Annotated in this window: 26 protein-coding genes; 11 read left to right on the top strand and 15 right to left on the bottom strand. The window is 71.4% G+C overall.

Features of this window, described 5'->3' with window-relative positions; genetic code table 11:
- Positions 1-15: 15 nt before the first annotated feature.
- Together GA0070562_RS05175 and GA0070562_RS05170 are read right to left on the bottom strand one after the other, a co-directional pair.
- Positions 16-873, bottom strand: a complete 858-nt coding sequence (locus tag GA0070562_RS05175; RefSeq protein WP_091415725.1) for a hypothetical protein — start codon at positions 871-873, stop codon at positions 16-18.
- A gap of 40 nt (positions 874-913) precedes the next feature.
- Positions 914-2,755: a phosphoenolpyruvate carboxykinase (GTP) gene (locus tag GA0070562_RS05170; protein ID WP_091415722.1), complete on the bottom strand. Its 1,842-nt coding sequence runs from the start codon at positions 2,753-2,755 to the stop codon at positions 914-916.
- Positions 2,756-3,245: 490 nt separating this feature from the next.
- Here GA0070562_RS05170 and GA0070562_RS05165 point away from each other — a divergent pair, with 490 nt between their 5' ends.
- Both GA0070562_RS05165 and GA0070562_RS05160 read left to right on the top strand, forming a co-directional pair.
- Positions 3,246-3,782, top strand: coding sequence for a GtrA family protein (locus tag GA0070562_RS05165; RefSeq protein WP_091416244.1), 537 nt, complete (start codon positions 3,246-3,248; stop codon positions 3,780-3,782).
- Positions 3,783-3,844: 62 nt separating this feature from the next.
- Complete coding sequence (locus GA0070562_RS05160; RefSeq protein ID WP_091416239.1) at positions 3,845-4,540, top strand: GtrA family protein; 696 nt, start codon at positions 3,845-3,847, stop codon at positions 4,538-4,540.
- A 54-nt stretch (positions 4,541-4,594) separates the two neighbouring features.
- Here the strand turns inward: GA0070562_RS05160 and GA0070562_RS05155 are convergent, their stop codons facing one another.
- Positions 4,595-5,164, bottom strand: a complete 570-nt coding sequence (locus tag GA0070562_RS05155) for a PH domain-containing protein (RefSeq protein ID WP_091415718.1) — start codon at positions 5,162-5,164, stop codon at positions 4,595-4,597.
- Positions 5,165-5,277: 113 nt separating this feature from the next.
- The gene (locus GA0070562_RS05150) at positions 5,278-6,150 is read right to left on the bottom strand and encodes a biotin--[acetyl-CoA-carboxylase] ligase (RefSeq protein WP_091415715.1); all 873 of its coding nucleotides are present in this window, start codon (positions 6,148-6,150) and stop codon (positions 5,278-5,280) included.
- Positions 6,151-6,246: 96 nt separating this feature from the next.
- Here GA0070562_RS05150 and GA0070562_RS05145 point away from each other — a divergent pair, with 96 nt between their 5' ends.
- Positions 6,247-7,830, top strand: coding sequence for an acyl-CoA carboxylase subunit beta (locus GA0070562_RS05145; RefSeq protein ID WP_091415679.1), 1,584 nt, complete (start codon positions 6,247-6,249; stop codon positions 7,828-7,830).
- A gap of 43 nt (positions 7,831-7,873) precedes the next feature.
- Here the strand turns inward: GA0070562_RS05145 and GA0070562_RS05140 are convergent, their stop codons facing one another.
- From GA0070562_RS05140 to GA0070562_RS05110, 7 genes are read right to left on the bottom strand one after another with little or no spacing between them, the layout of a single operon-like run.
- The gene (locus GA0070562_RS05140; protein WP_091415609.1) at positions 7,874-8,743 is read right to left on the bottom strand and encodes a hypothetical protein; all 870 of its coding nucleotides are present in this window, start codon (positions 8,741-8,743) and stop codon (positions 7,874-7,876) included.
- Positions 8,736-9,239: a SigE family RNA polymerase sigma factor gene (locus GA0070562_RS05135; RefSeq protein WP_091415597.1), complete on the bottom strand. Its 504-nt coding sequence runs from the start codon at positions 9,237-9,239 to the stop codon at positions 8,736-8,738. The genes GA0070562_RS05140 and GA0070562_RS05135 overlap by 8 nt, the downstream gene beginning before the upstream one ends.
- Positions 9,240-9,298: 59 nt before the next feature.
- Entirely contained in the window at positions 9,299-10,282 is a 984-nt protein-coding gene (locus GA0070562_RS05130) for a ketopantoate reductase family protein (protein ID WP_091415594.1), read from the bottom strand.
- A 58-nt stretch (positions 10,283-10,340) separates the two neighbouring features.
- Positions 10,341-11,534, bottom strand: a complete 1,194-nt coding sequence (locus GA0070562_RS05125; protein WP_217493405.1) for an ABC transporter permease — start codon at positions 11,532-11,534, stop codon at positions 10,341-10,343.
- Positions 11,531-12,208: an ABC transporter ATP-binding protein gene (locus GA0070562_RS05120; RefSeq protein WP_091416229.1), complete on the bottom strand. Its 678-nt coding sequence runs from the start codon at positions 12,206-12,208 to the stop codon at positions 11,531-11,533. Before GA0070562_RS05120 ends, GA0070562_RS05125 begins: the two co-directional genes overlap by 4 nt.
- Before the next feature lie 5 nt (positions 12,209-12,213).
- Positions 12,214-13,335: a peptidoglycan-binding protein gene (locus GA0070562_RS05115; protein ID WP_254663724.1), complete on the bottom strand. Its 1,122-nt coding sequence runs from the start codon at positions 13,333-13,335 to the stop codon at positions 12,214-12,216.
- Between the two features lie 38 nt (positions 13,336-13,373).
- Complete coding sequence (locus tag GA0070562_RS05110) at positions 13,374-13,940, bottom strand: hypothetical protein (protein WP_217493404.1); 567 nt, start codon at positions 13,938-13,940, stop codon at positions 13,374-13,376.
- Positions 13,941-14,112: 172 nt separating this feature from the next.
- On the opposite strand from GA0070562_RS05110, the gene GA0070562_RS05105 reads away from it, so the two are divergent.
- Entirely contained in the window at positions 14,113-14,802 is a 690-nt protein-coding gene (locus GA0070562_RS05105; RefSeq protein ID WP_091415591.1) for a response regulator transcription factor, read from the top strand.
- Complete coding sequence (locus GA0070562_RS05100; protein WP_091415587.1) at positions 14,799-16,439, top strand: sensor histidine kinase; 1,641 nt, start codon at positions 14,799-14,801, stop codon at positions 16,437-16,439. Before GA0070562_RS05105 ends, GA0070562_RS05100 begins: the two co-directional genes overlap by 4 nt.
- 230 nt (positions 16,440-16,669) lie before the next feature.
- Here GA0070562_RS05100 and GA0070562_RS05095 read toward each other — a convergent pair whose 3' ends face one another.
- Together GA0070562_RS05095 and GA0070562_RS05090 are read right to left on the bottom strand one after the other, a co-directional pair.
- On the bottom strand, positions 16,670-17,032 hold the full coding sequence (locus tag GA0070562_RS05095) for a hypothetical protein (protein ID WP_217493403.1): 363 nt from the start codon (positions 17,030-17,032) through the stop codon (positions 16,670-16,672).
- A 220-nt stretch (positions 17,033-17,252) separates the two neighbouring features.
- Positions 17,253-17,996, bottom strand: coding sequence for a M50 family metallopeptidase (locus GA0070562_RS05090; protein WP_091415580.1), 744 nt, complete (start codon positions 17,994-17,996; stop codon positions 17,253-17,255).
- A 99-nt stretch (positions 17,997-18,095) separates the two neighbouring features.
- Between GA0070562_RS05090 and GA0070562_RS05085 the strand changes: the two genes are divergently transcribed.
- Positions 18,096-18,656, top strand: a complete 561-nt coding sequence (locus GA0070562_RS05085) for a Uma2 family endonuclease (protein ID WP_091415576.1) — start codon at positions 18,096-18,098, stop codon at positions 18,654-18,656.
- Between the two features lie 128 nt (positions 18,657-18,784).
- On the top strand, positions 18,785-19,537 hold the full coding sequence (locus GA0070562_RS05080) for a GH25 family lysozyme (protein WP_091415573.1): 753 nt from the start codon (positions 18,785-18,787) through the stop codon (positions 19,535-19,537).
- Between the two features lie 63 nt (positions 19,538-19,600).
- Here GA0070562_RS05080 and GA0070562_RS05075 read toward each other — a convergent pair whose 3' ends face one another.
- Together GA0070562_RS05075 and GA0070562_RS05070 are read right to left on the bottom strand one after the other, a co-directional pair.
- Positions 19,601-19,813 carry a hypothetical protein gene (locus GA0070562_RS05075; RefSeq protein ID WP_091415570.1) on the bottom strand — a complete coding sequence of 71 codons (213 nt, stop codon included), beginning with the start codon at positions 19,811-19,813 and terminating at the stop codon, positions 19,601-19,603.
- 88 nt (positions 19,814-19,901) lie between these two features.
- Positions 19,902-21,881, bottom strand: coding sequence for a serine/threonine-protein kinase (locus GA0070562_RS05070; protein WP_091415566.1), 1,980 nt, complete (start codon positions 21,879-21,881; stop codon positions 19,902-19,904).
- A gap of 92 nt (positions 21,882-21,973) precedes the next feature.
- On the opposite strand from GA0070562_RS05070, the gene GA0070562_RS05065 reads away from it, so the two are divergent.
- The 4 genes from GA0070562_RS05065 to GA0070562_RS05050 all read left to right on the top strand — a co-directional run bounded on the left by GA0070562_RS05065 (position 21,974) and on the right by GA0070562_RS05050 (position 25,205).
- Complete coding sequence (locus tag GA0070562_RS05065; protein ID WP_091415563.1) at positions 21,974-22,186, top strand: acyl-CoA carboxylase subunit epsilon; 213 nt, start codon at positions 21,974-21,976, stop codon at positions 22,184-22,186.
- Positions 22,187-22,286: 100 nt separating this feature from the next.
- Complete coding sequence (locus GA0070562_RS05060) at positions 22,287-22,739, top strand: hypothetical protein (protein ID WP_091415559.1); 453 nt, start codon at positions 22,287-22,289, stop codon at positions 22,737-22,739.
- Positions 22,736-24,076, top strand: a complete 1,341-nt coding sequence (locus GA0070562_RS30195) for a hypothetical protein (protein ID WP_175438615.1) — start codon at positions 22,736-22,738, stop codon at positions 24,074-24,076. Before GA0070562_RS05060 ends, GA0070562_RS30195 begins: the two co-directional genes overlap by 4 nt.
- A 10-nt stretch (positions 24,077-24,086) precedes the next feature.
- Entirely contained in the window at positions 24,087-25,205 is a 1,119-nt protein-coding gene (locus tag GA0070562_RS05050; RefSeq protein ID WP_091415551.1) for a S8 family serine peptidase, read from the top strand.
- Positions 25,206-25,208: the final 3 nt, after the last annotated feature.

Genomic DNA, 25,208 nt, shown 5'->3' with positions numbered 1-25,208 from the left:
CCGCCAACTTCATGATCAACCGAGTGGAGGTGGGGTGCGGGTGGCTCGGTTCAGGGACCAGAGGGTGAGGGTCGCGGCGGTCACCAGGGGGGCGCAGTCTCGGATCAGGCCGTCGACGCCGAGCAGCCACCAGCACAGCGGCAGGTCGATCGCGAGGACGCCGAGGGTGACGGCCACCAGAGCCTTCCGCGCCCACGCCTTGTCGCGCAGCAGGAACGCGGTGCAGAACAGCACGGCGTAGCTGACCGCGATGCCCGCGCCGAACCAGAGGATCAGGGCCGGTACGGCAGAGAGCCGCCCGTCCAGCACGGCACCGGTCGCCACCAGCGCCGGCAGCAGCATCAGCGGGCTGTAGGTGAACGCCGCGACCCGGGCGGTGAGCAGCCACCCGTTCGCCTGCGGGCGCTTCGGCGCCACCTCCCGCCAGGCGATCGTCCCGCCCTCGACGACCAGGCCCTTGCGGTGCCGGACCAGGTGCGCGCGGATCGCGTCCGAGCGGTAGAGCAGCACCACCACGGCGACGCAGAGCGCGGTGAGCACGGCGAACCCGACCAGGCCGGGCAGCGCGGGCACCCCTTGCCGGGGCACGATCAGCCGCCCGACGGCGAAGATCGTGGTCACCGCCAGGATCAGCCCGAACGGCCGGGCGCCCACCCGGCCCTTGTTCACATGGCCGATCAGCAGCAGGAAGCCGAGCGACCGGAGCATCGCCCAGCCGGTGCGTACGGCGAGACCGAACTCCTGCTCCGGGGCGTACCAGTAGTTGAGCAGCTCGACCACGACGGTGGCCGCCGCGGTCACGGCGAGCAGCGTGGTCAGCGCCCGGACGGCGGACGGCCGCCGGACCTCGACAGGTTCAGCGGCCGTCCTCATGGCATCCGATGTTGCCCGGCAGGGGCAACAGGCACACCTGTTACTTCTGCGGCTCCGCGTCCAGCCGGGCGCGCAGCGCGTCCAGCTCGGCCCAGAGCACGCCGGGAAGCTTGTCCCCGAACTTCTCGAACCACTCGGTGACCAGCGGCAGCTCGTTGCGCCACTCGTCCGCGTCGACCTTCAGCGCGATCCGGACGTCCTCCGGGGTCATGTCCAGACCCTCGACGTCGAGCGCGTCCTGTGCCGGGACCATGCCGATCGGCGTCTCCACGGCCTCGGCCCGGCCCTCCAGCCGCTCGATGACCCACTTGAGCACGCGGGAGTTCTCGCCGAAGCCCGGCCAGAGGAAGTTGCCCTCGGCGTCCTTCCGGAACCAGTTCACGTAGTAGATCTTGGGCAGCTTGGCCTCGTCGCCGTCCGCGCCCTTGCCCATCTCGATCCAGTGCCGGAAGTAGTCGCCGGCGTTGTAGCCGATGAACGGCAGCATGGCCATCGGATCGCGGCGGACCACGCCGACCGCGCCGGAGGCGGCGGCGGTCGTCTCCGAGGAGAGCGTGGCGCCCATGTAGACGCCGTGCACCCAGTCGCGGGCCTCGGTGACCAGCGGGATGGTGTCGCGGCGACGACCACCGAACAGGATCGCGTCGATCGGCACGCCGTTCGGGTCGTAGTAGTCGTCGGCCAGGATCGGGCACTGCGTGATCGGGGTGCAGAAGCGGCTGTTCGCGTGCGAGGAGAGGTTCTCGCTCTCCGGCGTCCAGTCGTTGCCCTTCCAGTCGATCAGGTGCGCCGGCGGCTCACCCATGCCCTCCCACCAGATGTCGCCGTCGTCGGTGAGCGCCACGTTGGTGAAGATGGAGTTGCCCCGGTCCAGCGTCCGCATGGCGTTGGCGTTGGTCTTCCAGTCGGTGCCGGGAGCGACGCCGAACAGGCCGTACTCGGGGTTGATCGCGTAGAGGCGGCCGTCCGCGCCGAACCGCATCCAGGCGATGTCGTCGCCGATGGTCTCGACCTTCCAGCCCGGGATGGTCGGCTCCAGCATGGCGAGGTTGGTCTTGCCGCAGGCCGACGGGAAGGCGCCGGCGATGTGGTAGACCTTGCCCTCCGGCGAGGTGATCTTGAGGATCAGCATGTGCTCGGCCAGCCAGCCCTCGTCGCGCCCCATCACGCTGGCGATACGCAGCGAGTAGCACTTCTTGCCGAGCAGCGAGTTGCCGCCGTAGCCGGAGCCGTAGGACCAGATCTCCCGGCTCTCGGGGAAGTGCGAGATGTACTTGGTCTCGTTGCACGGCCACGCCACGTCCTGCTGGCCCGGCGCGAGCGGGGCGCCGATCGAGTGCAGCGCGTGCACGAAGTCGGCGTCGTCGCCCATCGCCTCCAGGATCGCCGACCCCATCCGGGTCATGATCCGCATCGAGGCGACCACGTACGGGCTGTCGGTGATCTCCACGCCGAACATGGGGTTCTCGGCCTCGATGGGGCCCATGCAGAACGGGATGACGTACATGGTGCGCCCGCGCATGCTGCCGCGGTACAGCTCCGTCATCGTCCGCTTCATCTCGGCCGGCGCCATCCAGTTGTTGGTGGGGCCGGCGTCCGCCTCGTCGACGGAGCAGATGAAGGTGCGCTCCTCCACCCGGGCGACGTCCGTGGGGTCGGTACGCGCGTAGAACGAGTTGGGCTTCTTCTCGGGATTAAGGCGGATCAGGGTGCCGTTGGCGACGAGTTCGTCGGTGAGACGGCGCCACTCCTCATCAGACCCGTCCACCCAGACCACGCGGTCCGGGGTGGTCAGTTCCGCGACCTCACGTACCCAGGCCAGCAGCTTGGGGTGGGACGTCGGGGCCTGATCGATACCCCGAACAGCAGCCGGAGCAACCATGTCACTTCTCCTTGTGGTCGACGCTGACCGATCTATGGGGTGCACGAGTTCCGGCGGGCTGGTACGCCGCCTCGTGGAAACCTGGGATTGGGCTCAGCGTAAACCGGACTGCCTCGTCAGTCAGTGGGACTGGTTGTGAAGAACTGCACAAGGTACGGCCACGCTGCGGCATCACGATCTGATACCCGCTTTCGCGCGCAGTTTCACGCAAATCCTGCGGTGAACCTTCGACGGCCGGGTCCGCACCGGAGTGACGGCGACGCCCGATCGCGGGGAAGCGTACGAACATGTCGCGAAAGACGATTCCGTGATGCGCTCCACAGATTCGCACAGCGCGTTACGCTCTGCTCACGGACATCGAGAACGGGCGACGCCTCTCCGACCCGGGCGGCCCGAGCGCGACGGCCGCGGCGAAGCCGTCGTGGCTGACTCGCCGTTGCAGTCCGCCCGGTTACCGCACAACCGGTACTCTCGGCGGGTGGCCGCGACGATGACCGGAGACCAACCGGGGGCTCCGCAGACCCGCCGGGGTCCGATCGGAGCACTGCTCGACCGTTTCGGTCACCTCATCCACGAACTGAGCAAGTTCGCCACCGTCGGCGGCCTGGCCTTCGTCGTGGACTTCGCCCTCTTCAACTATCTGTCCAGCGGCCGGGACATGCCCCCGCTGGCCGCGAAGACCATCTCCACGGTGATCGCCGCGACCGTCGCCTTCCTCGGCAACCGGTTCTGGACATGGCGGCACCGGCAGCGGTCGAACCCGGCCCGCGAGTACGCGTTGTTCTTCTTCTTCAACGCGGTCGGCCTCGGCATCGCGGTGGCCTGCCTGGCGATCAGCCACTACGGGCTGGGTGCGATCTGGCCCGCGGTGTTCCAGACCCCCCTGGCCGACAACATCGCCAGCTTCGTCGTCGGCACCGGCCTGGGAACACTCTTCCGGTTCTGGTCGTACCGACGGTTCGTCTTCGTCGAGGCGGGAACACCTCCCGTTCCGGCAACGAGCCACGACCGAGAGTCCGGGGCGTGACGAACCGCCCATCCCGACCCGCCGGGCCCAGCCGGCCCAGCCAACTGCCTAAGGTGTTCCGCATGCCTGGAGTCCGTCTGCTGCCCGAGCGCTGGCAGAAGTTCATCCACGAGGCGCTCAAATTCGGCGTCGTCGGCGGCATCAACACCGTCATCAATTACGCGGTGTTCAATGCTCTGGCACTCACGGTTTTCCGCGACGGCCAGCTGAAGGCGACAGTGATCGCGACGATTGTCGCCACGATCACGTCGTATCTGATGAATCGTCACTGGACGTACCGCGATCGACCGAAATCGGCACTCCGGCGCGAATACGTCCTGTTCTTCCTCTTCAACGGCGCGGGTCTGGTCATCGAACTCGGCGTCCTGGCCCTGGCCAAGTACGGCCTCGGCGTACACGGCCTGCTCGCGCTGAACGTCGCCAAGACCATCGGTGTCCTGCTGGCCACGCTGTTCCGCTTCTGGTCCTACCGGACGTTCGTCTTCCAGCCGGTCCCCAAGCACGCCGAGGAGACCTGGCACTCGGTGCCGCGTGACGAGTGGGACAACGTCGCCGAGATGGACCCGGTGGCCGAGCTGGCCGAGTCGGTCAGCGAGCTGGAGGAGGAGGAACCGCCTCCGGGCGCCGGCCGGGCGGCCGACTTCCCGCCACCGCGGGGCCGCCCCGCACCGGCGGACGCCGGACTCGGTGGCGCGCTCGGCGCCGACCTGGACGCCGAACTCGCCGCGGAACTCCAGCCCCGCCGCGCCCGCCGCTGAACGACGAAGGCCGGCACCCCTGACACGGGGCGCCGGCCTTTCCCGTCGGCGGGGTCAGGGCTGGTCACGCAGCGACTTGCCCTCGGTCATGTCGGCCAGGATCTCGCGCATCTCGCCGTCACCAAGGCTGTGCTTGTCGTGGTGCGCCTCGACCAGCTCGTAGAGCTTCGTCTGCACCCTGTCCACACCCGGCACGTCGTGCAGCACCGACTGGCCGCGCTCGCCCGCCGACTCGATGGTCAGCGTGCCGCAGCCGAGCAGCCGCTCCACGAAACGCTGGTGCATCGCGTGGTCGTTAATCCGGGTCAGCGGCAGGTCCCGCCGGTTACGCGACAGCACCCCCTGCTGGAGCAGCACCCGCTCGTTGGTGAACAGATAGTGCGTGGTGCGCCAGACCAGAAACGGCCACAGACCCAGCCACAGCACCAGCACCAGGCCGACCACTGCGATCGCGTAGAGCGCGATCGTGCCGCCGCTGCCGTCGGGCAGCAGGAGCCACCCGGCGACGACCGCCGCGACGGCGAGCACGAGCACCAGGACCGGCCGGATCAGGGCCTTCCAGTGCGGGTGCAGGTGCAACACGACGTGCTCGTCCTCGGTGAGCACGTCTTCGGGGAACGCCACGGCGGAACCTCCTCGCAGAACCGGACGCGCTGACCGTAACCGGTCGGCGCATCCAGCCGGCATCGGCCGCGCGGGCGGTCGGCGACGGTGTTGCGGTGATCTTCCCGGGCGCCTCAGCGCAGGTGCAGCACGTCGCCCGCGGCGAGCCGCAACGTCCCCCCGTCGGCGTCGACCAGGAGCTGCCCGTCGGCGTCCACGCCGGTGGCGGTCCCGTGCGCCTCGCGGCCGTCGGGCAGCAGCACCCGCACCCGGCGGCCGACGGTGGCGCACCCCGCCAGGTACGCCTCGCGCAGCCCACTGGCCTCCGCGTCGCCTCCGGCGTCACGCCAGCGCTCGTACCAGTCGGCGAGCGAGCGCAGCAGCGCCCGCAGCAGCGGATCGCGGTCGGTGGCGGTGGCGCCGGCGAGCTGGAGCGAGGTGGCGGGCAGCCCGGTCGGGTTCTCCGGCAGCTCGTCGGCGCGCAGCGTCACGTTCAGCCCGACACCGACCACGATCGCGGGCGGCCCGTCGATCTCCCCCGGCACCGCCTCGGCCAGCACCCCGGCGCACTTCGCGCCGTCCACCAGCAGGTCGTTGGGCCACTTCAGCCGCGCGTCCAGCTCGGCCAGCAGGCGTACCGCCTCGACCAGCGCGACACCGGCGAGCAGCGGCAGCCAGCCGTACCCGGTGGCGGGCACGGGCGACCAGCCGCGCTCCGCGACCGCCTCGCCGGGCCGCAGCAGCACGCTCGTCGCGAGACCCGCGCGCGGCGGCGACTGCCAGACGCGGCCCCGGCGGCCGCGGCCGGCGGTCTGCCGCTCGGCGACCACCACCAGGCCCTCCGGCTCGCCGGCCCGCGCCGCGGCCACCGCGTCCGCGTTCGTCGAGCCGGTCTCGGCCAGCAGCTCCAGCCGGCGCCAGGGCCCGTTCGGCGCGAGGAGCGCGCGCCGCAGCCGGGCCGCCGACAGCGGCGGTCGGTCCAGATCGGTGTACGGCGAGCCGGGCATCCCGCCAGCCTACGGCCACCCGGCCCGCCGGTCGCCGCGAAGCGGTGAGGCGCACTGCACAGCCTCAGACACCTGAACCATCGTTATATTCCACGGGTGACTACCGAGACCGGGTTCAACATCCACACGACCGCCGGCAAGCTGGCGGACCTGGAGCGACGGCTCGACGAGGCGGTGCACGCCGGGTCGGCACGCGCGGTCGAGAAGCAGCACGCGCGGGGCAAGAAGACCGCCCGCGAGCGGATCGAGATGCTCCTCGACGAGGGCTCGTTCGTCGAGCTGGACGAGTTCGCCCGGCACCGCTCGACCAACTTCGGGCTGGAGAAGACCCGCCCGTACGGCGACGGCGTGGTGACCGGCTACGGCACCGTGGACGGCCGGCAGGTCTGCGTCTTCTCGCAGGACTTCACCGTCTTCGGCGGCTCCCTCGGCGAGGTCTTCGGCGAGAAGATCGTCAAGCTGATGGACCTCGCCATGAAGATCGGCTGCCCGGTCGTCGGCATCAACGACTCCGGCGGCGCGCGGATCCAGGAGGGCGTCACGTCCCTCGGTCTCTACGGCGAGATCTTCTTCCGCAACGTCCGGGCCAGCGGCGTCATCCCGCAGATCTCGCTCATCATGGGCCCGTGCGCGGGCGGCGCGGTCTACTCCCCTGCGGTCACCGACTTCACCGTCATGGTCGACCAGACCTCGCACATGTTCATCACCGGCCCCGACGTGATCAAGACGGTGACCGGCGAGGACGTCGGCATGGAGGAGCTGGGCGGCGCCCGCACCCACAACACCCGCAGCGGCAACGCGCACTACCTCGGCACCGACGAGGAGGACGCGATCGAGTACGTCAAGGCGCTGCTGTCGTACCTGCCGTCGAACAACCTGGACGAGCCGCCGGTCTTCGACGCGCCCGCGATCCTCGACGTCACGGATTCCGATCGTGAGCTGGACACGCTGATCCCGGACTCGGCGAACCAGCCGTACGACATGCACCGGGTCATCGAGCACGTGCTCGACGACGGCGAGTTCCTCGAGGTGCAGCCGCTGTACGCACAGAACATGGTGGTCGGTTTCGGCCGCGTCGAGGGACGCCCGGTGGGCGTGGTGGCGAACCAGCCGATGCAGTTCGCCGGCACGCTCGACATCGCCGCGTCGGAGAAGGCAGCCCGGTTCGTGCGCACCTGCGACGCGTTCAACGTCCCGGTGCTCACCTTCGTGGACGTGCCCGGCTTCCTGCCCGGCACCGGCCAGGAGTGGGACGGCATCATCCGCCGCGGCGCGAAGCTCATCTACGCGTACGCCGAGGCCACCGTCCCGAAGGTCACCGTCATCACCCGCAAGGCGTACGGCGGCGCGTACGACGTGATGGGCTCCAAGCACCTCGGCGCGGACCTGAACTTCGCCTGGCCGACCGCGCAGATCGCGGTGATGGGCGCGCAGGGCGCGGTGAACATCCTCTACCGCTCGGATCTGGCGAACGCCGATGACCCGGCAGCCGTCCGCGCCGAGAAGATCGCCGAGTACGAGGACACGCTCGCCAACCCGTACATCGCGGCCGAGCGCGGCTACGTCGACGGGGTGATCCCGCCGCACGAGACGCGTACCCAGATCGTGCGGGCGCTGCGGGTGCTGCGCACGAAGCGCGAGACGCTGCCGCCGAAGAAGCACGGCAACATCCCGCTGTAGTGCGCCGGGTGCCCCCGCCGGTCCAGCGGCGGGGGCACCGGCGTCAGCAGCCCGGGTTCGAGGCCACGCACATCCGCTCGGCCGCGACCCGGGCCATCTGCCTCACCTGCTCCTCCGTCACCCGCGGCTCCGGCACATCGGTGCGCAGCCCGCCGGACGGGATCAGCACCGTCACCAGGTCACCCACCCGTACCACCAGGCGGTCCCCGAACAACGGCGCATAGCCGGGCGGCCGGCCGGTCGCCTCGTCCGGCGCCACGCTCGCCTCGTGCCGCAGCAGCAGTGCCTGATCTCCGGCGAAGCCGCTCGCCGCGACGTACCAGCGGTGCACGACCTCGGCGCCGGCCATCCCCCGCTCGGTGTAGACCTGGCTCGTCGTCCGCCACGCGCCGCAGGCCGCGACAGTGCCCTCCAGGTCCGTGACGAACCGGCCCGCCGCCCCGGGTTCCATCCGGTAGACGTCCTGGGTGAGAACCGATCCGATGGTGGTCGCGGGCTCGGTCGGCGGTTCCATCAGGGTCTGCGACCGCGAGTAGCGCGAGCGCGGTTCCTCGGCCGGCCGTCCCTGCTTCCCGGCGCAGATCTGGAGGAGGTCGTCGACCCGGACCGGCTCGTCGAGGCCGGTCTCGCCGAGCCGCTCACCGATCGGTACGGGGATGTCGGCCGGTTCCAGCATCGCCTCGGCCACGATCTCCCCCGGCCCGCCGACGGCACCGGCGGGCGGTGGCGGCGCACCGGTCCGGTCCACCAGGGTCGCGGTGAGCGCCGCCACGACCACCACCGAGACCGCGGCGAGCGCCGCGGAGCGCCGGCTGCGCCGCCGGGCCGTGGCCCGGATCGTCTCCGGCTCCGGCCAGGTGACGTTGCGCAGATCCCGGTGCAGCAATTCCACGAGCGCGACGTCGTCAGGCATCTGCCGCCTCCTCTTCCAGGTCCACGACGGCGAGCAGCTCGGCGAGCGCGGTCCGCCCCCGGGACAGCCGGGCCTTCACGGTGCCGATCGGCGCCTCGGTCTCCCGCGCCACCTCGGCGACCGGCATGCCGAGCAGGTAGTGCATGGCGATCGCGGTGCGCTGGGCCTCGGGCAGCCGGCGCAGCGCGGCGACCACCTCCAGCGTCTCGGTGCTCGGCGCCGGCACGTCCGCCACCGCGCCGTGCCGCAGGTAGGCGCGCGCCCGGCTGCGCAGGCTGCGCCAGCGGCTCACCGCGATCCGGCTCGCCACCACCCGTACCCATGCCTCCGGGTCGTCGTACCCGCGCACCGTGGACCACCGCTGCCAGGCCCGGATGTACGCCTCCTGCACGGCGTCCTGCGCCTCGGCGAGGTCGCCGGTGAGCACGTAGACGAAGCCGAGCAGCCGCTGTCGGCTGCCCCGGTAGAACTCGTCGAAGCCGTCGCTGTCGGGCACCTGCCACCTCCCCGTGTTCGTCAGGGGACACGCCTGGCGGCGCGGCGCGGGTTGCCTGCTCAGCCGACCAATTTCTCCAGTTCGCCGAGCGGGAGGCCGCCGGCCGGGATCCGGTCGCGGACCGCCCGGCGTACCGCGACCTGCACCGCCGCGTTTGCCGGGGTGGGTACACCGTGCAGGCGCCCGAGCAGCACGATCTCGCCGTTGAGGTGGTCGGTCTCGACCGAGCCCGCACCACGGGCCAGGCTCTGCCAGGTGGAGCCGCCGGAGCGTGCCTCGCCGCCCACCGGCCGGTGCGACACCAGGTCACCCCGTTCGGCGGCCTCCTCCTCGACCGTGGTGTGGGCGATGCCCGCTGCGGCGAGCGCCGCCTCTCCCTCGGCGCGTACCCGCTGCGACAGCGACTCGGGCACGTCCCGGCCGAGCAGCGCCTGGAGGCCGTTGCCGAGGTTGGCGAGCAGCTTGCCGTACTTCCAGCGCATCACGTCGTCGCGGACCGGCGCGACGAACCCGGCGGCGGTCAGGTCCGCGGCGACCGCCCGGCTGGTGTCGTCGGCGCCGCTCGGGTAGCGGCCGACGTGCAGCATGCCCGGATGCGGATGGCCGTTGGCGACCACCACGCCCGGCTCCAGGTGGGTGGCGGGCAGCCACACGCAGACCGGGTGCACCCGCGCGAAGCGCCGCAGCGCGGCCGGCTCGTTCGCCACGCCGTTCTGGGCCAGCACGACCGGCAGTCGTTCGCCGGCCGTCCCGCCGCCCTCGACCGGGGCGTCCGCCCAGGCGGTCAGCGCCGCCACGGTGTCCTGCGACTTCACGGTGAGGACCAGCACGGTGTCGGCCGGCAGCGGCGGCCCGTCCGGCCCGGCCACCGCCGGCAGCCGGCCGGTGACGGCACGGTCCGGCGTGCGCAGCGTCAGACCCCGCTCCCGCAGCGCGTCCAGATGCGCGCCGCGTGCCACGAGCGTCACGTCGTGGCCGGCGTCGGCCAGGAGTACGCCGATGGTGCCGCCGACCGCGCCCGCTCCGATGATCACGTATCGCACGGATCCGATTCTGCCCCGCCGTGGCGGGCGCCGCCCGGGCACGGCGTGCCGTGGCGGGTCAGGAACCGGCCAACGCGTGCGCCGGAGCCATCCGGCTCGCCCGAAGCGCCGGGTAGAGCCCGGCGAGCGCACCGATCAGCACTGTCGCGCCGAGACCGCCTGCGGTCGCCCAGGCGGGCACGACGGTGGGCCAGCCCTGGGTGAGCGCGTACCCGCCGGTGGCGAGCACGCCGAGCACGATGCCCCCGCCGCCTCCGATCCCGGCGAGGATCAGCGACTCGGTCAGGAACTGGACCCGGATGTGTCCCCGGGTCGCGCCGAGGGAGCGGCGCAACCCGATCTCGGTCCGCCGCTCCAGCACCGAGATCACCATGGTGTTCGCCACGCCGACGCCGCCCACGAGCAGGGCGACCGCGCCCAGCCCGAGCAGCAGCGCAGTCAACGCGTCGTCGGTGGCCTGCTTCGCGGCGAGCGCGTCGGAGGGCCGGGAGACGGCCACCTCGTTGGGCGCCCGTGGGTTCGCGGTCGCACCGAGCACCGCCCGTACGGCGGCGACCTGGCTCTCCGTGGCCCGCGCGTAGACCGTGGTGGGATGCCCGTCGAAGCCGGCGTACGTCTGAGCGGACTCCCACCCGATCAGCGCCGCGCTGTCCAGTTCCGGCGCGAGCGGCACCGGGTCGAGCACACCCACGACGGAGAACCACCGCCCGGCGAGCCAGACCCGGACGCCAGGCGTGACGATGTCCAGCCGGGTCGCGGCCCGGGAGCCCAGCACCACCGCCGGGTAGGCGCGGGTGGCCGGTGTCAGCCACGAGCCGGTGTACATGGTGGCGCCGACGGTCTCCGGCAGGTCCTGGTGGGCGGCGAGGACGGAGATGCTGCCGGTCTGCCCGATCGGGACGTGGTCGTTGCGGTAGACGTACCCCTTGACCTGGCCCGTGGCGGCGACGGACTCGACCGGGCCGATCCGGCCGACCATCGCGGTGGCCTCCGCCGGCAGCTTGGCGTCCTCGCCGGAGACGGTACGACCGGGCATGACGGTCAGCAGGTTGGTGCCGAGCCGGTCCAGCGTCCGGTCGAGTTCGGCCCGGCTGGAGGTGGAGATGCCGACCACGGCGACCATCGCGCCGATCCCGATGGCGATGCCGAGCGCGGAGAGGAACACCCGCAGCGGGCGGGACCGCAGGCCGACCGCGCCGAGCCGGGCGATGTCGCCGAGCGCCAGCCGTCCCGGCCGGGGCGCGCGGCTCACCGCTGCACCACCGGCACGTCGTCGCGCACGACCCGGCCGTCGAGGAGTTCCACCCGACGGGGCAGCCGGCCGGCGACGGCCTGGTCGTGGGTGATCACCACGACCGTGGTGCCGGCCTCGTGCAGCTCGGTGAGCAGTTTCAGCACGCTGCCGCCGGAGACCGAGTCGAGGTTGCCGGTGGGCTCGTCGGCGAGCAGCAGCGCGGGTTCCCCGACGACCGCCCGGGCGATCGCCACCCGCTGGCGTTCCCCGCCGGACAGTTCGTGCGGCAGGTGGTCCAGGCGGTGCGACAGGCCCACCCGCGCCAGCGCCTCCCCCGCCCGGCGCCGGCGCTGCCGGATCGGCACCCCGGCGTAGAGCAGGCCGTCGGCGACGTTGTCCAGCACCGGGGTGCCGGGCGCGAGGTGGAACTGCTGAAAGACGAAGCCGATGGTGGTGGCCCGCAGCGCGGACAGCGCCCGGTCGGAGAGCCGCGCGACGTCGTGCCCGTCGATCCGGATCACCCCGGTGGACGGGCGATCGAGCGTGCCCAGCAGGTGCAGCATGGTCGACTTGCCGGACCCGGACGGGCCGACGACGCCGACCAGTTCCCCGGCGTCGATCCGCAGGTCCACCCCGGCGAGCGCGGTCACCCCGCCCGGATACGTGCGGGACACCCCGTGCAACTCCACCAGCGCGCTCACTGCGGGATCCGCACGTTCATGCCGGCGTCCAGGCCGGCGCCGGTCACCTCGACCCGGCCGTCGGCGAACATGCCGGCCTCGACGGCCACCACCCGGCTGGACGTCCCGTCGATGACCTCCAGCCCGTACCCGCCCTCGGCGAGGGCGAGCAACGCGCTGACCGGCACGGTGAGCACCCCCCGCCGTTGCTTGGCGACGCGACGCACCTCGACCGCGCCCGGGTCGCCGTCCTGCAACGCCTTCTGGTCGGTGACCTCGACCGTCACCGGCACCCGTGCACCGGTCTCACCGTCCCCGGCAGCGGGCGCGGGCTGTTCCGCCGCGGGTGCCGCCGGTGCGGCGTCGTCCCCCACCGTGTGCACCACGCCGGGCACCGACCGCCCGTCCGGCAACGTGACGCTCACCTTCGCCCCGGGGACGGCCCAGGCGGCGTCGGCCTGCGCCACGGCCGCGGTGACCAACCGGTTCGTGCCGGTCCAGGTGAACACCTCGGCGGGTACGGTGGCGCCGACGCGCACCGAGTGCCGCGCGATGCGCACCGCGCCCGGCGCGTAGAGAAGCTGTCCCGGCTCGACCCGTCCGGTCTCCTCCCGGCCCAGGTCCCGCTGCCAGCGTTTCACCGCGTTCGTGGTCGCCGACGAGAAGGTCTCGTCCACGGTGAAGCCGGAGTAGCCGAGCGCACGCAGGTTGCGCTCGAACTGCTCGACGTCACGGCCCTCCAGCGGGGCCGCGAGCGTCCGGTACATCGGCAGCGGACCGTACATCAGCACGACCGGTTTCTCGTCGACCCGCAGCAGGCTCCGACCGCGCTTGACCACCGTCCCTCCCGCCGCCAGCCAGGTGACCGTGCCGGTGGCCTCGGACCGCACCGGGGTGGCCGCGCCGTAGCCGACCGTGCCGTCGAGAACCGTGTATTCCACCAGGTCGCCCCGGGTCACCGGCACGGTCCGGCCGGCCCGGGGGTCCGGCGGGGGCGGGTCGTCCCCTCGGGTGCCCAGTCCGAGGGTGGCGGCGGCGGCCACGGCGAGGACCGCCGTGCCGGCCCCCGCCACCAGCCAGCTACGCATCCGTCGACGTCGCCGCCGGCCGCCGACGGTCACCTCGTCCACCCCGCTCACCGTGCCCCCTCCGTCCACACCCGCCGGACCGCGCCCGCTCAGCCCACGCCCGAACCGGGGGTGGCGGGCACCCCGACGATCGATCCGCAGGCCGCCGCGGCCCGCTTGGCGCCGGCGCTGCCGGAGTTCCAGAGCGGCTTGCCGTCCTCGGACTCGGGCTGGTAGCCGTCGGGTCCCGGGTCGGGGAAGTCGGGCGCGCCCTTGGTCTGCATGCACCGCGCGTACTCGCGGGCCTTCTCGACCTCCTCGGGCGTGAGCGCCGGCTTGTCCTCCAGCCCCTGCGGGACCGGCGGGTTGAGGTCGTTGCACTTCACCTGCGCGGCACGGAACTTCGGGTCGGCCTTGACCGCCCGGGCGTCACCGCTGAACTCGATCCGGCCCTTGGCGTCCGGGTCGGAGACCTTGACGCCCTCCTTCCGCAGGCAGGCCACGTATCCGCGGACTCCCTCGACGTAGGCGGTGACGGCGTCTCCGCTGGCCACGGCCGACGGGGTGCCTCCCGCGGTGGCGACGGACGGCTCCTTCGCGTCGCCGCCGCACCCCGCGGTGACGAGCACCAGCGCCGCCGCGCCGAGCGCCGCACCTATTGCTGTGGGAACCCGCACGGTGCCATCTCCTTCTGGTCGGTCGGGTGAGCTGTCGACAGGCTAGGACGGGGCCTGTGAAGAACTCGTCAAGAAGCTGTGGGATCACCGTGCGGGTCGGTCCGGCGGGCTTCCCGGCGGCCACGCGGACGGGTGATGATGGCGGAGTTCTGCTGCCGGACGGGGGGAACCGTTGGTCGCGCGGATACTGGTCGCCGAGGACGACCGGAAACAGTCGGAGCTGCTCCGGGTCTATCTGGAGCACGAGGGCCACCATGTGCACGTGGTGGCCGACGGCAAGGCCGCCCTCGACCGGTGCCGGGGCAACCCGCCCGACCTGGTCATCCTGGACGTGATGATGCCGGTGGTCGACGGTTTGGACGTCTGCCGGATCCTGCGCGCGGAGTCCGACGTCCTGATCATGCTGCTCACCGCGCGCAGCACCGAGGACGACATGCTGCTCGGCCTGGACCTGGGCGCCGACGACTACGTCACCAAGCCCTACAGTCCCCGCGAGCTGGCCGCCCGGGTCCGGGTGCTGCTGCGCCGCGCGGGCCGGGGCGGCAGCGAGGCGGAGGTGCTCCGGGTCGGTGACCTGGTCGTCGACGTGGACCGGTTCGAGGTGCGGGTCGGCGGTCGGGTCGTGCCGCTCACCGCCAAGGAGTTCGGCATCCTGCGGACGCTGGCCGCCGAGCCGGGCCGCGTGTTCACCCGGGCGCAGATCCTCGACAGGGCCTTCGGCTTCGACAGCTACGTCGTGGAGCGGACGGTGGACGCGCACGTGATGAACCTGCGCCGCAAGATCGAGCGCGACCCGGCGGAGCCGGCCTACGTGCAGACCGTCTACGGGCGGGGTTACCGCATTCCGGAGCAACCGCGATGAGCTTCCGGCTCCGGGTGCTGCTGATGACCATGCTCATCGCGGTCACCGCCACGTCCGCCACCGCGTGGCTCACGCTGCGGCAGGCGTCGCGCGAGTTCCGCGCCTCGGTCACCGCCGGTCAGGACGACATCGCCCTGATCACCTCCACGCTGGCCGGGCACGGCGGGCTCGGCACCTGGGACGGCGTGGAGGATCGGGTACGCGATCTCGCCGGCCGCACCGGCGAGCGGATCCGGGTGGTCACCGAGACCGGCGCGGTGCTGGCCGACTCGGACCTGCTGGCCGGCCGGGCCGCCCGGGACACCGCGGGCCCGCCGACGCTGGTGGACCCGCGGCCCGTGGTCCGGTTGCCGGAGGGTGACTCCGTGCCGCGCCTGGCCGAGGACATGATGACCGCGATCGTGCAGTACCAGCGCGCGCTGCGCGACGCGTCGTGCCTGGCCGCCGCTGGCGGGCAGATCCGGGCGGAACGCCCGCTGTTCGGCGTGCCCGTGCTCGTCGCTGCCGACCCGGAGCAGCCCGCGTCGGTGTCCTGCCGCAAGCAGGCCACCAAGCTCCGCCCCGCCATGACGAGCGGACAGATGGAGGGCCTGCTGCGGCCGTGCGTCAGCGGCGCCGCGCGCTCGGCCGAGTGCCTTCAGCGGGTCTTCATCGCGCAGACCACGGCCTTCGCCCCGCAGCCGGTGCAGGTCTACATCGGCGCGCGGGACGAGGAGCCACCGAAGCTGGCCGGGGACTCGATCACGCTGACCGCGGTGGTGGTCGCGGCCGCAGCGGTGGTGGTCGCGTTGCTGCTCAGTCGCCGGGTGCTGCGTCCCATCGCGGCGTTGACCCGGGCCTCCCGCCGGCTGGCCGCGGGCGAACTCGGCGAGCGGGTCCGGGTACGCGGCAGCGACGAACTCGCCGAGCTGGGCCGCACCTTCAACCAGATGGCCGACTCACTGCAGCAGAGCGAGGAGCGCCAGCGGCGGATGGTCGCCGACGTGGCCCACGAGCTGCGTACTCCGCTGGCCAACCTGCGCGGTTACCTGGAGGCGCTGAAGGACGGTGTGCTGCCGGCCACTCCGGAGGTGCTCGCCTCGTTGCACGAGGAGGCGCTGCTCCAGCAACGGATCGTCGACGACCTCCAGGACCTGGCCATGGCGGAGGCCGGGGCGATGACGCTGCACGTGGTCCGGCTCGACCTCGCGGAACTGGCGGAGACCTGCCGGGTCAGTCACGCCGCCCTCACCGAGGGGGCCGGTGTCACGCTGCGGGTGGACGCCCCGCGCCCGGCGTACGTGCGGGGCGATCCCGACCGGCTGCGCCAGGTGCTCGGCAACCTCATTCGCAACGCGACGGCGGCGAGCCGACCGGGCGGGACGATCACCCTGGCCGTCCGCTCCACCGAAGACGCCGCCTCGATCAGCGTCGCCGACACTGGCACCGGCATCCGCCCGGAGGACCTGTCGCACCTCTTCGACCGCTTCTGGCGGGCGGACCACGCCCGAGGGCGGGAGTCCGGAGGCAGTGGTCTCGGGCTCGCCATCGCCCGGCAGATCGTCACCAACCACTCTGGCACCATCACGGCCGCGAGCCGGCCCGAAGTCGGCACCACCATGACGATCACGCTCCCGGCCGACCGGCGGAACGGGTAGTGAGGCCGCCCGACGACAGGACGGCCCGCCGGCGAACCGGCGGGCCGTCTTCACGCTGTCAGATCACCGTGATGAGCACCACGCTCCTGCGGGTCGGCCATGGCCATTGACGAACGAGCCGATCCCTGTGCGGCATCGGTGCGGGTGCGCACCGTCCGTCGAGCCCGTCGCGCCGCGGACGTCAGCCGGGCTCAGCGGTCCGGATCAGGATCCTTCCGCCGTCGACGGCGTCAGAAGCCGCAGTAGACGTAGCTCCCGCCGTCGCTCAGCAGGTCGTCACGGACCCAGCCCTGCACGCCCGTGGAGTTGTTCCGCAGGTAGGTCCAGGTGTAGCCGTCGTTGCCCACGGTGTAGCAGTGGTAGTCCAGTTGCTGCGTGTTGTAGGCGACGCCGTTGATGCCACACCCCGTGCTGGAACCGCTCCGCTCATTGGCCCCGTTCGCCGACTTCGGCCAGTTGCTGCTGTCCTTGTCGCCGACCGTCTTGCCGCAGGCGGCGTGCGCCGAGGCCGAGGTCGCCGTGACGATCGGCGCGACCAGCACGGTCGCTGTCAGCGCGACCGCCCCGAGCGCCCCCCGTGTCGATGCTCGCATAGCCATCCTCCTTCAGGATGTTGGTTACGGAGCGAAATGGTTCGCTCCCCTGAAGCGAACCTATCGACGCATTCCTTCATTCAGCAACGTCAGGTAGTTGACAAATCACGCTGAGTCACCACTCAGGAGGCGGCAAATCGCCAGGTGAAACTGCCGGTACGGATCGCTTGGCCGGACCGGAATTCGTCCTCACCCCAGCTAAACAGGGCTGCGCGTCGGATCAGAAAGTGATACCGGCGTCGGCCAGGGCCGGGCCGGCGAGCAACAACCCGCCGGTCGCCAGCGCGCCGAGGGCGACCACGAGGAACAGGCCCACCCAGAACAGCGCCGGGAACGGCGTGATCCGGGCGAGCTGGTCGGCGTCGGACTGCGGCATCCGGCCCCGGGCACGCTGGCGGTGCAGCTCGAACACCGGCCGTACGCCGCCGAGCAGCAGGAACCACACCGACGTCCAGGCGAACGCGGCCTGCACCTCGGGTGAGGTGTACCAGGAGACGGCGAGCACCACCCCGCCGGTGACCAGCAGCGACAGCACGCCGAACAGGTTGCGGATCATCACCAGCATGGCCAGCAGCAGCGCCACCGCGAGCCACAGCAGCAGCGTGATCCGGTTCCCGGCCAGCAGCCACGCGCCGCCGAGGCCGAGCAGCGACGGCGCGACGTACCCGGCGAGCAGCGTGAGGATCATGCCCGGCCCGGTAGGGCGGCCGGCGGAGAGCGTCAGCCCGGAGGTGTCCGAGTGCAGCCGGATGCCGTGCAGCCGCCGGCCGGTGAGCAACGCGACGAGCGCATGGCCGCCCTCGTGCGCGATGGTCACCGCGTTACGGGCGATCCGCCAGGGCAGCCGGGCCACGACCACCGCGAGCGCGACCACGGCGGTGACCACCACGAGCAGCGGCGGCGGGTCCGGCTGGGCGCTGGTCAGCGTGTCCCAGAGCGTGGTGAGACCGTCGATCAGGGGCATGGGCGGGGAGCCTACCGCCCCGAGCCGTGTCGTTCGACCGGCCGAGTCTCATAGAGTGTGAGACTGATCGGACGAGGCGCCGGAGCGGAGGTGAGGTCGGTGAGCGCAGCTCCCTGGGAGCCGCCGAGGTCGCAGGTCGAGCCGTGGACCGAGGCCGACTACCTCGCGTTGGGCGACAGCCACGACCGCATCGAACTGCTCGACGGGAGCCTGATCGTGAGCCCTGCCCCGAGCAAGAGGCACCAACTGGTGTCCTGGAACCTCGTGGACAGCCTGCGTCGGGCCGCCCGACCGCTCGGGCTGCTGGTGTTCGAGGCGGTGAACGTCCGGCTCGGCATCGACCGCATGGTCATCTCCGACGTCGTCGTCGCGGACACAGACGACGAGGGCATCGTGATCGAAGCGGGCGAGGTGCGACTGATCTGCGAGATCGTCGCACCCGGCAATGCCGCCGCCGACGGGGTGTTGAAGATGCAGCTCTACGCGATCGCCCGAATCCCGTGGTACCTGCTCGTCGAGCAGGACGGCGACAGCCACTCGCTGCGGCTGCACCGGCTCGACGGCGCGCACTACGTCGAGGACGCGGTGGCCAAGGCGGGCGAGACGCTCAGTGTCACCGAGCCGTTCCGCTGGGCGATGGACCCGAGCGCCCTGCGCTGATCAGCAACTGTCGCGCCACCTGGGCGAACGACGACCGTCGATGAAAATTTCCTTTCGTCCTATTGCGATCTAGGGCACTAACCTCCAAAGATGGGCATCAATCAACGGACGTCCCTCTGGAGGCAACCATGGCCCGTACCAGACTCTCCGTACGCCGGCTTCTCGCCGCCGGCCTGGCCGCCGCCGCCACCGCGGCCGTGGCCCTCGTGGCGACCGCCGGACCGGCTGCCGCCGCGACCACCCCCGGGATCGACGTCTCCCGCTACCAGGGCAGCATCAACTGGACCAGCGTGCGCAACGCGGGCATCCAGTTCGCCTTCATCAAGGCCACCGAGGGTACGAGCTACAAGGACCCGAACTTCAACGCGAACTACGTCAACGCGTACAACGCCGGGGTGATCCGCGGGGCGTACCACTTCGCCCGGCCGAACATCTCCGCCGGTTCCACCCAGGCCAACTACCTGGCCAGCAACGGCGGCGCCTGGTCGGCCGACAGCCGGACCCTGCCCGCCGCGCTGGACCTGGAGGGCAACCCGTACAGCGGCGGCTACTGCTACGGCCTGAGCACCACCGGCATGCGCAACTGGGTCCAGGACTTCCTCAACACCTACCGCTCCCGCACCGGCCGGTACGCGGTCATCTACACCACGACCAGCTGGTGGAACCAGTGCACCGGCAGCTGGAGCGGCCCGTGGGCCAACCACCCGCTGTGGATCGCCCGCTGGGCCAGCTCGCCCGGCACCCTGCCGGCCGGCGCTCCGTTCTATAGCTTCTGGCAGTACACCAGCACCGGTGCCGTCTCCGGGATCAGCGGCAACGTCGACCGCAACTACTGGAACGGTGACCGCAGCCGGCTCATCGCCCTGGCCAACAACACCTGACGTACGTGCGACACAGGTGGGACCGCCTCCTCACGAGGCGGTCCCGCTGTCGTCGTACTCGGGTCAGGCTCTGCGGCGCGCGGTGGCCGGGACGGGCACCGACGTGCGGCGCGTCAGGCGCCATGCCGTGACGCCCACGACCGTGAGCGTCAGCACGCCGAGGACCGCGACCGGCGCGGACAGGCCGGCGCTGATCAGGAGCAGTACGACGTCGCCGAGCGCAACGAGCATCCACAGTGCCAGCCGCGGGCCGGTGTACCTCCGTCGGTAACCCATGTCGCGCCTCCTTCCGTCGTCGGAGGGATTCATACCCCCGACAACGGAAAGCCATGCGAGCGAGTTTCGTGACCGGCGGGATTCCCGGTCAGTTCTTGCGGTCCGGCACGAAGCCCTTGGTGATGATCTCCCAGTTGGCCAGGTTGGCGTCCCAGTCCTTCGCGGGCACCTCCCAGCGCAGCGCGAAGCCCCGGTTGCTGGCCGTCGCCACACCACGGTTACGGACGTGGAAGCGGGTGCCGTCGTTGCGCGTCTCCAGCCAGTCCCAGTCGGCGCAGGTGCGGTAGTAGCCGTCGCACTTGGTGATGCCGACCAGCTTGTAGCCCCGCACACGCGATGCGCGGTACGGCTCCTGGCCCTTCCAGTCGGTGTACGCGTCGTCCTTCGGGTTCGGCGTCCACTGGATGAACAGCACCCGCCGCGCGCCGCCGACCTCGTAGAGCACGACGTTGTCCCCGCCGACCCGCGCCTGGAAGTTCTCCGGGATCGGCACCTTGAAGCCGTTCGGGCCGGTGTAGAGGCGCCAGCCGGCCGGCAACGCGGCCCCGGACGCCGACGGGCTGGCCGACGGCGTGGGGCTGGCCGACGCACTGGTCGCCGGGGCGCTCGGCGACGCGCTCTCGCTCGGCGCGGGCGGCGCCGCCGCCGACGCGGAGGTGCCGGCCGTCGGTTCACCGCCTTCGCCGTCGTCACCGTTGTTCAGCAGCGGCACGGCCACCACCAGGCCGACGAGCAGCAGCAGGACCAGCGCGCCGATCAGCAGGTTGCGCCGGTTGGGCGCGGACTTCTCGACCGGCAGCACGGTGGCCCGGCCGGTCGACGGCGCCTCCTGCACCGGAGCCGGGCTGACCGGCGCGGAGCCGGTCACGGCCGGACTGACCGGCGCCGGGGCGTCGGTGACCGGCTCGCCGTCGAGCCGCGTCTCGTCCAGCGCCGGGTCGGCGCCGTCCACCCGGGCCTCGTCGTCCACAAGCGTCTCGTCGGCCGAGGGCGCCGGGTCGAGCTTCGCCGTCGGGTCGGCGACCGGCGGGGTCACCTTGGCGGTGGGACCGGCGTCCGCGGTGGGCGCCGGCACCATCGCCGTCGGGTCGGCGGCTGCCGCCGTACCCCCGGTCGCGGCGACCCCGGAAGCGGCGCGTTCGGCCTGGTCGGCCGGGCGCGGCGCGGGCACCAGCGGCGGGCGCGGCACGCGCGGACCGTTCGGCCCCGGCCGGCGTACGCCGTCCAGCAGCGAGATGCTCTTGGCGCGACGGCCGGCGGCCTTGCGCAGCATGCGCTCCGCCACCTCGGCGGTGATCCGCTCCTCCGGGTCCTTGCGCAGCAGGCCCTGGAGAACCGGCTTGAGCGGCCCGGCGTTGCGCGGCGGCGGCATCGGCTCGGTGGCGAGCGCGGCCAGCGTGGCGATCGCCGACGGGCGCGCGTACGGCGACTTGCCCTCGACCGCCGCGTAGAGCGTGGCGCCGAGCGACCAGAGGTCCGCCTCCGGGCCCGCAGTGCCGTCGCGGGCGCGCTCCGGCGAGATGTACGCGGGCGAGCCCAGCACCATGCCGGTGCGCGTCACGTTGGGGTCGCCGGGGATGGTGGCCAGGCCGAAGTCGGTGAGCACCACGCGGCCGTCCTCGCCGAGCAGCACGTTGCCGGGCTTGACGTCGCGGTGCATGATGCCGGCCTTGTGCGCGGCCTTCAGCGCGTTGAGCACGCCGAGGCCGACCTCGACCGCCTTCGCCGCCGACACCGGGCCGTCCTCGGCGATGGTGTCCTGCAACGACTTCGACGCCACGTACTCCATGACGATCCACGGATCGCCGTCGGTGCGCAGCACGTCGAAGATGCGGACCACGTTGACGTTGTTGAGGCGGGCGATCGCCCGCGCCTCACGCAGCGAACGCTCGCGCATCTCGCGGCGCTCCTCCGGAGTGAGGCCGGGGGGCGGGACCAGTTCCTTGATGGCCACGTCCCGGTGCAGCACCTCGTCCCGCGCCTTCCAGACGCGGCCCATGCCGCCTTGACCGAGCGGCGTGAGAAGCCGGTACCGGTCGGCGACGAGTTGGGGGAGCGCGTTCGACATCGCAGAGAACCGTACCCGGCCGCTCGGACGCTCACACCGTCGGCACGCCACTGTACGGCGAAGGTCGAATTCGCGACGCGTACCCTGGGGTCATGTCTGCCGAGGAGCCGCTGTTCCGGATCGTCCGCGGCGTGCCCACCGCCGAGGAGCTGGCCGCTCTGGTCGGCGCGATCGTGGTGCGCACCCGCCCGGCCCCGGCCGCCGCGCCGGCCCCCGTGTCGCAGTGGGCACGCAGCGCGCGGCCCGCGCCGGCCCGGCCGATCGCCGGCCCCGGCGCCTGGCGGGCCTCCGGCCTGCCCCGCTGACATCTTCCCCCGCTCGCGGCGCCGGGTGGGGCTGCCGGGATCCACGTCGAGCCATTAACCTCACTCAGGGAAACCGTGTGGTGACGGGCAGGAGGCTCCGATGATCCCGGAGGACAACCAGCCAGCCGGCTGGCTGCGCGGCTACGGCGGCATCGAGGCCGACATCCGGCAGATGCGGGAGTTCGCCGACCGCCTCCAGGACGAGGTGACACGCAACTACGCGCCGCACCTGTCCTACATCGCCGACGACATGAAGGCCCCGGTGCCCAACCCGGCCGACGCCTTCATCGAGCTGGTCCAGTTCCTCCAGGCCCACCACGACACGCAGACCGCGGCGGTGAGCGCCGTGTGGGACCTCGTACCGGCGACCGGCCACCTCGCCGACGCCGCCGGACGGATCGCCGCCCGCTACGGCGACGCCGACGCGTTCTCCTCCGCCCGAGTGGCCGACGTGGAACGAGCGCTCGCCGGCCCCTCCGCCACCGTCGCCCGCCCGATGCCACCGCTGGCCGACCCCACCGCCCCCGAACAGAGCCGGGTGATCCTGCCGTGATCGAACGGGGCAGCGGACGCACCTCCGGGCTGACCGACTGGCGGCTGATGGACGTCCTCAGCATGTGGGCGTGCGTGCAGGACCAGGACACCGCCGGCCAGTGGAAGCAGGTCGCCGGCTGGCGCAAGGTGTGCGACCTCGCCCTGGCCCACCTGAGCCGCCTGCGCGAATACCGGCGCGGCCTCGCCGAGGCATGGCCCCCGGAGACCAACACCGCCGCGCGGGCCTACATCGGCGAACTCGACCAGCTCATCGACCGCGTGCAGCGCACCCACGACGCCGCCGCCGCGAACTACGACGCGCTGGCAGCCGCCGCCCGCGCCATCGGCAGCGCGCGGGCCGAGCTGCAACCGCTGCACGAGGAGTACGCGAAGAAGCTGCGGCAGAAGCAGGCGTACGAGGCGACGATCGCCGACCCGAAGGCGGTGGCCGGTAGCCGGTTGCCCGAGCGGCCCCCGGTGACGGACGACGACCTGGAGCAGTTGAACGTACGGGCGCGCGGGTTGATGACGGGACTGAGCGGCGAACTCCAGCACGCCCAGGTCATGCTCCAGCGCCCGCCGGCTGTTCCTCGACCTGGCATCGAGACGAATAACCCAGATGTCTACGGGGCCAGCGGGGCAGCACCTGTTATTCCACCAATCGTTCCGGTTGCTGCCACAAGTCCACGTCCAAGGTCAAAGCCATTGCCGCTCAGCGGCGTTTCCAGCCAAAGGCCGCCAACTCCCCCCACCGTAGGTGTCGGACCTATCCTTGGCAGCGCCGGTTCCACCCTCACCCCTTCTCCAAGTACCGCCACACCGAACGTTCCATCGACTCCCCCATCGTTGCCAAGTTCGGTTCCCCTTCCACCAGCCGCTCCTGGCGCTAACCCGTCTTTGCGAGATGCTCGGCCCCACCCCTTCACGGGCAGAGCGGTTTCAGGCGAGGTGCCGAAGAATGCACTCCCCCGCACGCAGCCGAACGGATTAATCGGTCAACCATTCGGCCCGGGTCTCGTCCAGCCATCCTCTCCGAATGCCACGCCCCGCAGGGTGAATCCCGTGGGTGGCGTCATCGGAGGCGGCGGCGCGGGTACCGCACCCGCTGGCAACGCTGGATCGCGCCCCGGCGGAATTGGTAGAAGTTCAGTGATGGGCCCAATGGGCGGATCGCCTCTCGGCGGCTACCCCACTTCGAGTGGCCGATCCGGTCGCCAGGACGAAACGAGTCGAGTATCTCGACCATGGGATCCAGACCACCCATGGGAGACCGATAAAGGGGTTAACCCGGTCGTGCTACCTCCGACCGACGACGGTCCGATCGATCCAGGACCAGCTATCGGTCGAGATCGTTGACTGATTAAGCATGCGTGCAGCCCTCTCGGTCTTGGCCATAATTAGCTTCATTTCAACCCACGCGGTGCAGCCAGCCGCCGCAGAGGATGCTTCGCGAGTCCGAAAAGATCAGTGGCACCTGACCTTCCTCAAAGCAAACGAAGCTCATAAGATCTCTCGCGGAGCCGGGGTCCTAGTGGCTGTCCCTGATACTGGCGTTGACCCTCATCCGGACCTGTCTCGAAACCTGCTTCAGGGTAGGAATATTCTGACGGGCACCGACGACGGCTTGCACGATACAAACAGCCACGGAACTGCCATGGCAGGGCTCATCGCGGCCCATGGCTCTGGCCGGGACATCGGCGCACTCGGCATAGCACCGGAAGCCAAGATTCTCCCGATAATATCGTCCACGTCAGACAACTACGGCGAGGCCGACAACCTCGCTGAGGCGATAGATTACGCAGTCACGCAACATGCGGGAGTTATAAGCATCTCGAGTGCAGGCGTCACGAGTGAGAAATTGATTCGCTCAGTAAAGAATGCACTCGCTGCCGACATCGTCGTTATTGCAGGCGTCGGCAACCTCCCCGAAGCCGCCTCGATCGGCTATCCAGCCGCAGAAGAAGGTGTCATCGCCGTAGGCGGGACAGATCAAGCCGGGAACCATACTCCAATCTCGGTCACGGGATCCAAGATTGATGTCGCTGCCCCTGCCGTTGATATCTACAGCACCAGCTACAACGGCAAGTACTCGAAGGGCACGGGGACATCAAGCGCGACTGCGATCGTTGCCGGGGCTGCTGCTCTCATTCGCTCCAAGTACCCGAACCTTCCCGCCCAGGAAGTCGCCCACCGGCTGACCGCCACCGCCGTCGACAAGGGACCACCCGGCCGGGACGACCAGTACGGCTACGGCGTCATCGACCTGGTCTCCGCGCTCACCGCCGACGTCCCCCCGCTCGGCTTCGAGTCCTCGAACGTCACGCCACCGGCATCTGCCGAGGCAGCCCCGGACAAGGGCGACGACAGCAGCGCGACCGTACGCGGGCTCGCCACCCTGGGTGTGCTGGTGGCGGCGGGCGGCGGGTACCTGTTCTGGCGGCGCCGACGACGCGCCGCCGACCCGCCGCCGAGGGTCAGCCGGTAGCGT

Source organism: Micromonospora tulbaghiae (genome assembly GCF_900091605.1).
GTDB classification, from domain to species: Bacteria; Actinomycetota; Actinomycetes; order Mycobacteriales; family Micromonosporaceae; genus Micromonospora; species Micromonospora tulbaghiae.
The sequence above is the reverse complement of the archived record's forward strand: the minus strand, read 5'-3'. Positions and strand labels throughout refer to the sequence as shown.

Excerpts from the sequence above, each read along its gene's own strand:
- GA0070562_RS05150 (WP_091415715.1), bottom strand. The coding sequence starts at position 6,150 with ATGCCCGGCTCGCCGTACACCGATCTGGACCGACCGCCGCTGTCGGCG.
- GA0070562_RS05095 (WP_217493403.1), bottom strand. The coding sequence starts at position 17,032 with ATGCGAGCATCGACACGGGGGGCGCTCGGGGCGGTCGCGCTGACAGCG.
- GA0070562_RS05170 (WP_091415722.1), bottom strand. The coding sequence starts at position 2,755 with ATGGTTGCTCCGGCTGCTGTTCGGGGTATCGATCAGGCCCCGACGTCC.
- GA0070562_RS05065 (WP_091415563.1), top strand. The coding sequence starts at position 21,974 with ATGTCTGCCGAGGAGCCGCTGTTCCGGATCGTCCGCGGCGTGCCCACC.
- GA0070562_RS05175 (WP_091415725.1), bottom strand. The coding sequence starts at position 873 with ATGAGGACGGCCGCTGAACCTGTCGAGGTCCGGCGGCCGTCCGCCGTC.
- GA0070562_RS05100 (WP_091415587.1), top strand. The coding sequence starts at position 14,799 with ATGAGCTTCCGGCTCCGGGTGCTGCTGATGACCATGCTCATCGCGGTC.
- GA0070562_RS05165 (WP_091416244.1), top strand. The coding sequence starts at position 3,246 with ATGACCGGAGACCAACCGGGGGCTCCGCAGACCCGCCGGGGTCCGATC.
- GA0070562_RS05140 (WP_091415609.1), bottom strand. The coding sequence starts at position 8,743 with ATGCCTGACGACGTCGCGCTCGTGGAATTGCTGCACCGGGATCTGCGC.
- GA0070562_RS05160 (WP_091416239.1), top strand. The coding sequence starts at position 3,845 with ATGCCTGGAGTCCGTCTGCTGCCCGAGCGCTGGCAGAAGTTCATCCAC.
- GA0070562_RS05060 (WP_091415559.1), top strand. The coding sequence starts at position 22,287 with ATGATCCCGGAGGACAACCAGCCAGCCGGCTGGCTGCGCGGCTACGGC.
- GA0070562_RS05050 (WP_091415551.1), top strand. The coding sequence starts at position 24,087 with ATGCGTGCAGCCCTCTCGGTCTTGGCCATAATTAGCTTCATTTCAACC.
- GA0070562_RS05080 (WP_091415573.1), top strand. The coding sequence starts at position 18,785 with ATGGCCCGTACCAGACTCTCCGTACGCCGGCTTCTCGCCGCCGGCCTG.
- GA0070562_RS05075 (WP_091415570.1), bottom strand. The coding sequence starts at position 19,813 with ATGGGTTACCGACGGAGGTACACCGGCCCGCGGCTGGCACTGTGGATG.
- GA0070562_RS05070 (WP_091415566.1), bottom strand. The coding sequence starts at position 21,881 with ATGTCGAACGCGCTCCCCCAACTCGTCGCCGACCGGTACCGGCTTCTC.
- GA0070562_RS05090 (WP_091415580.1), bottom strand. The coding sequence starts at position 17,996 with ATGCCCCTGATCGACGGTCTCACCACGCTCTGGGACACGCTGACCAGC.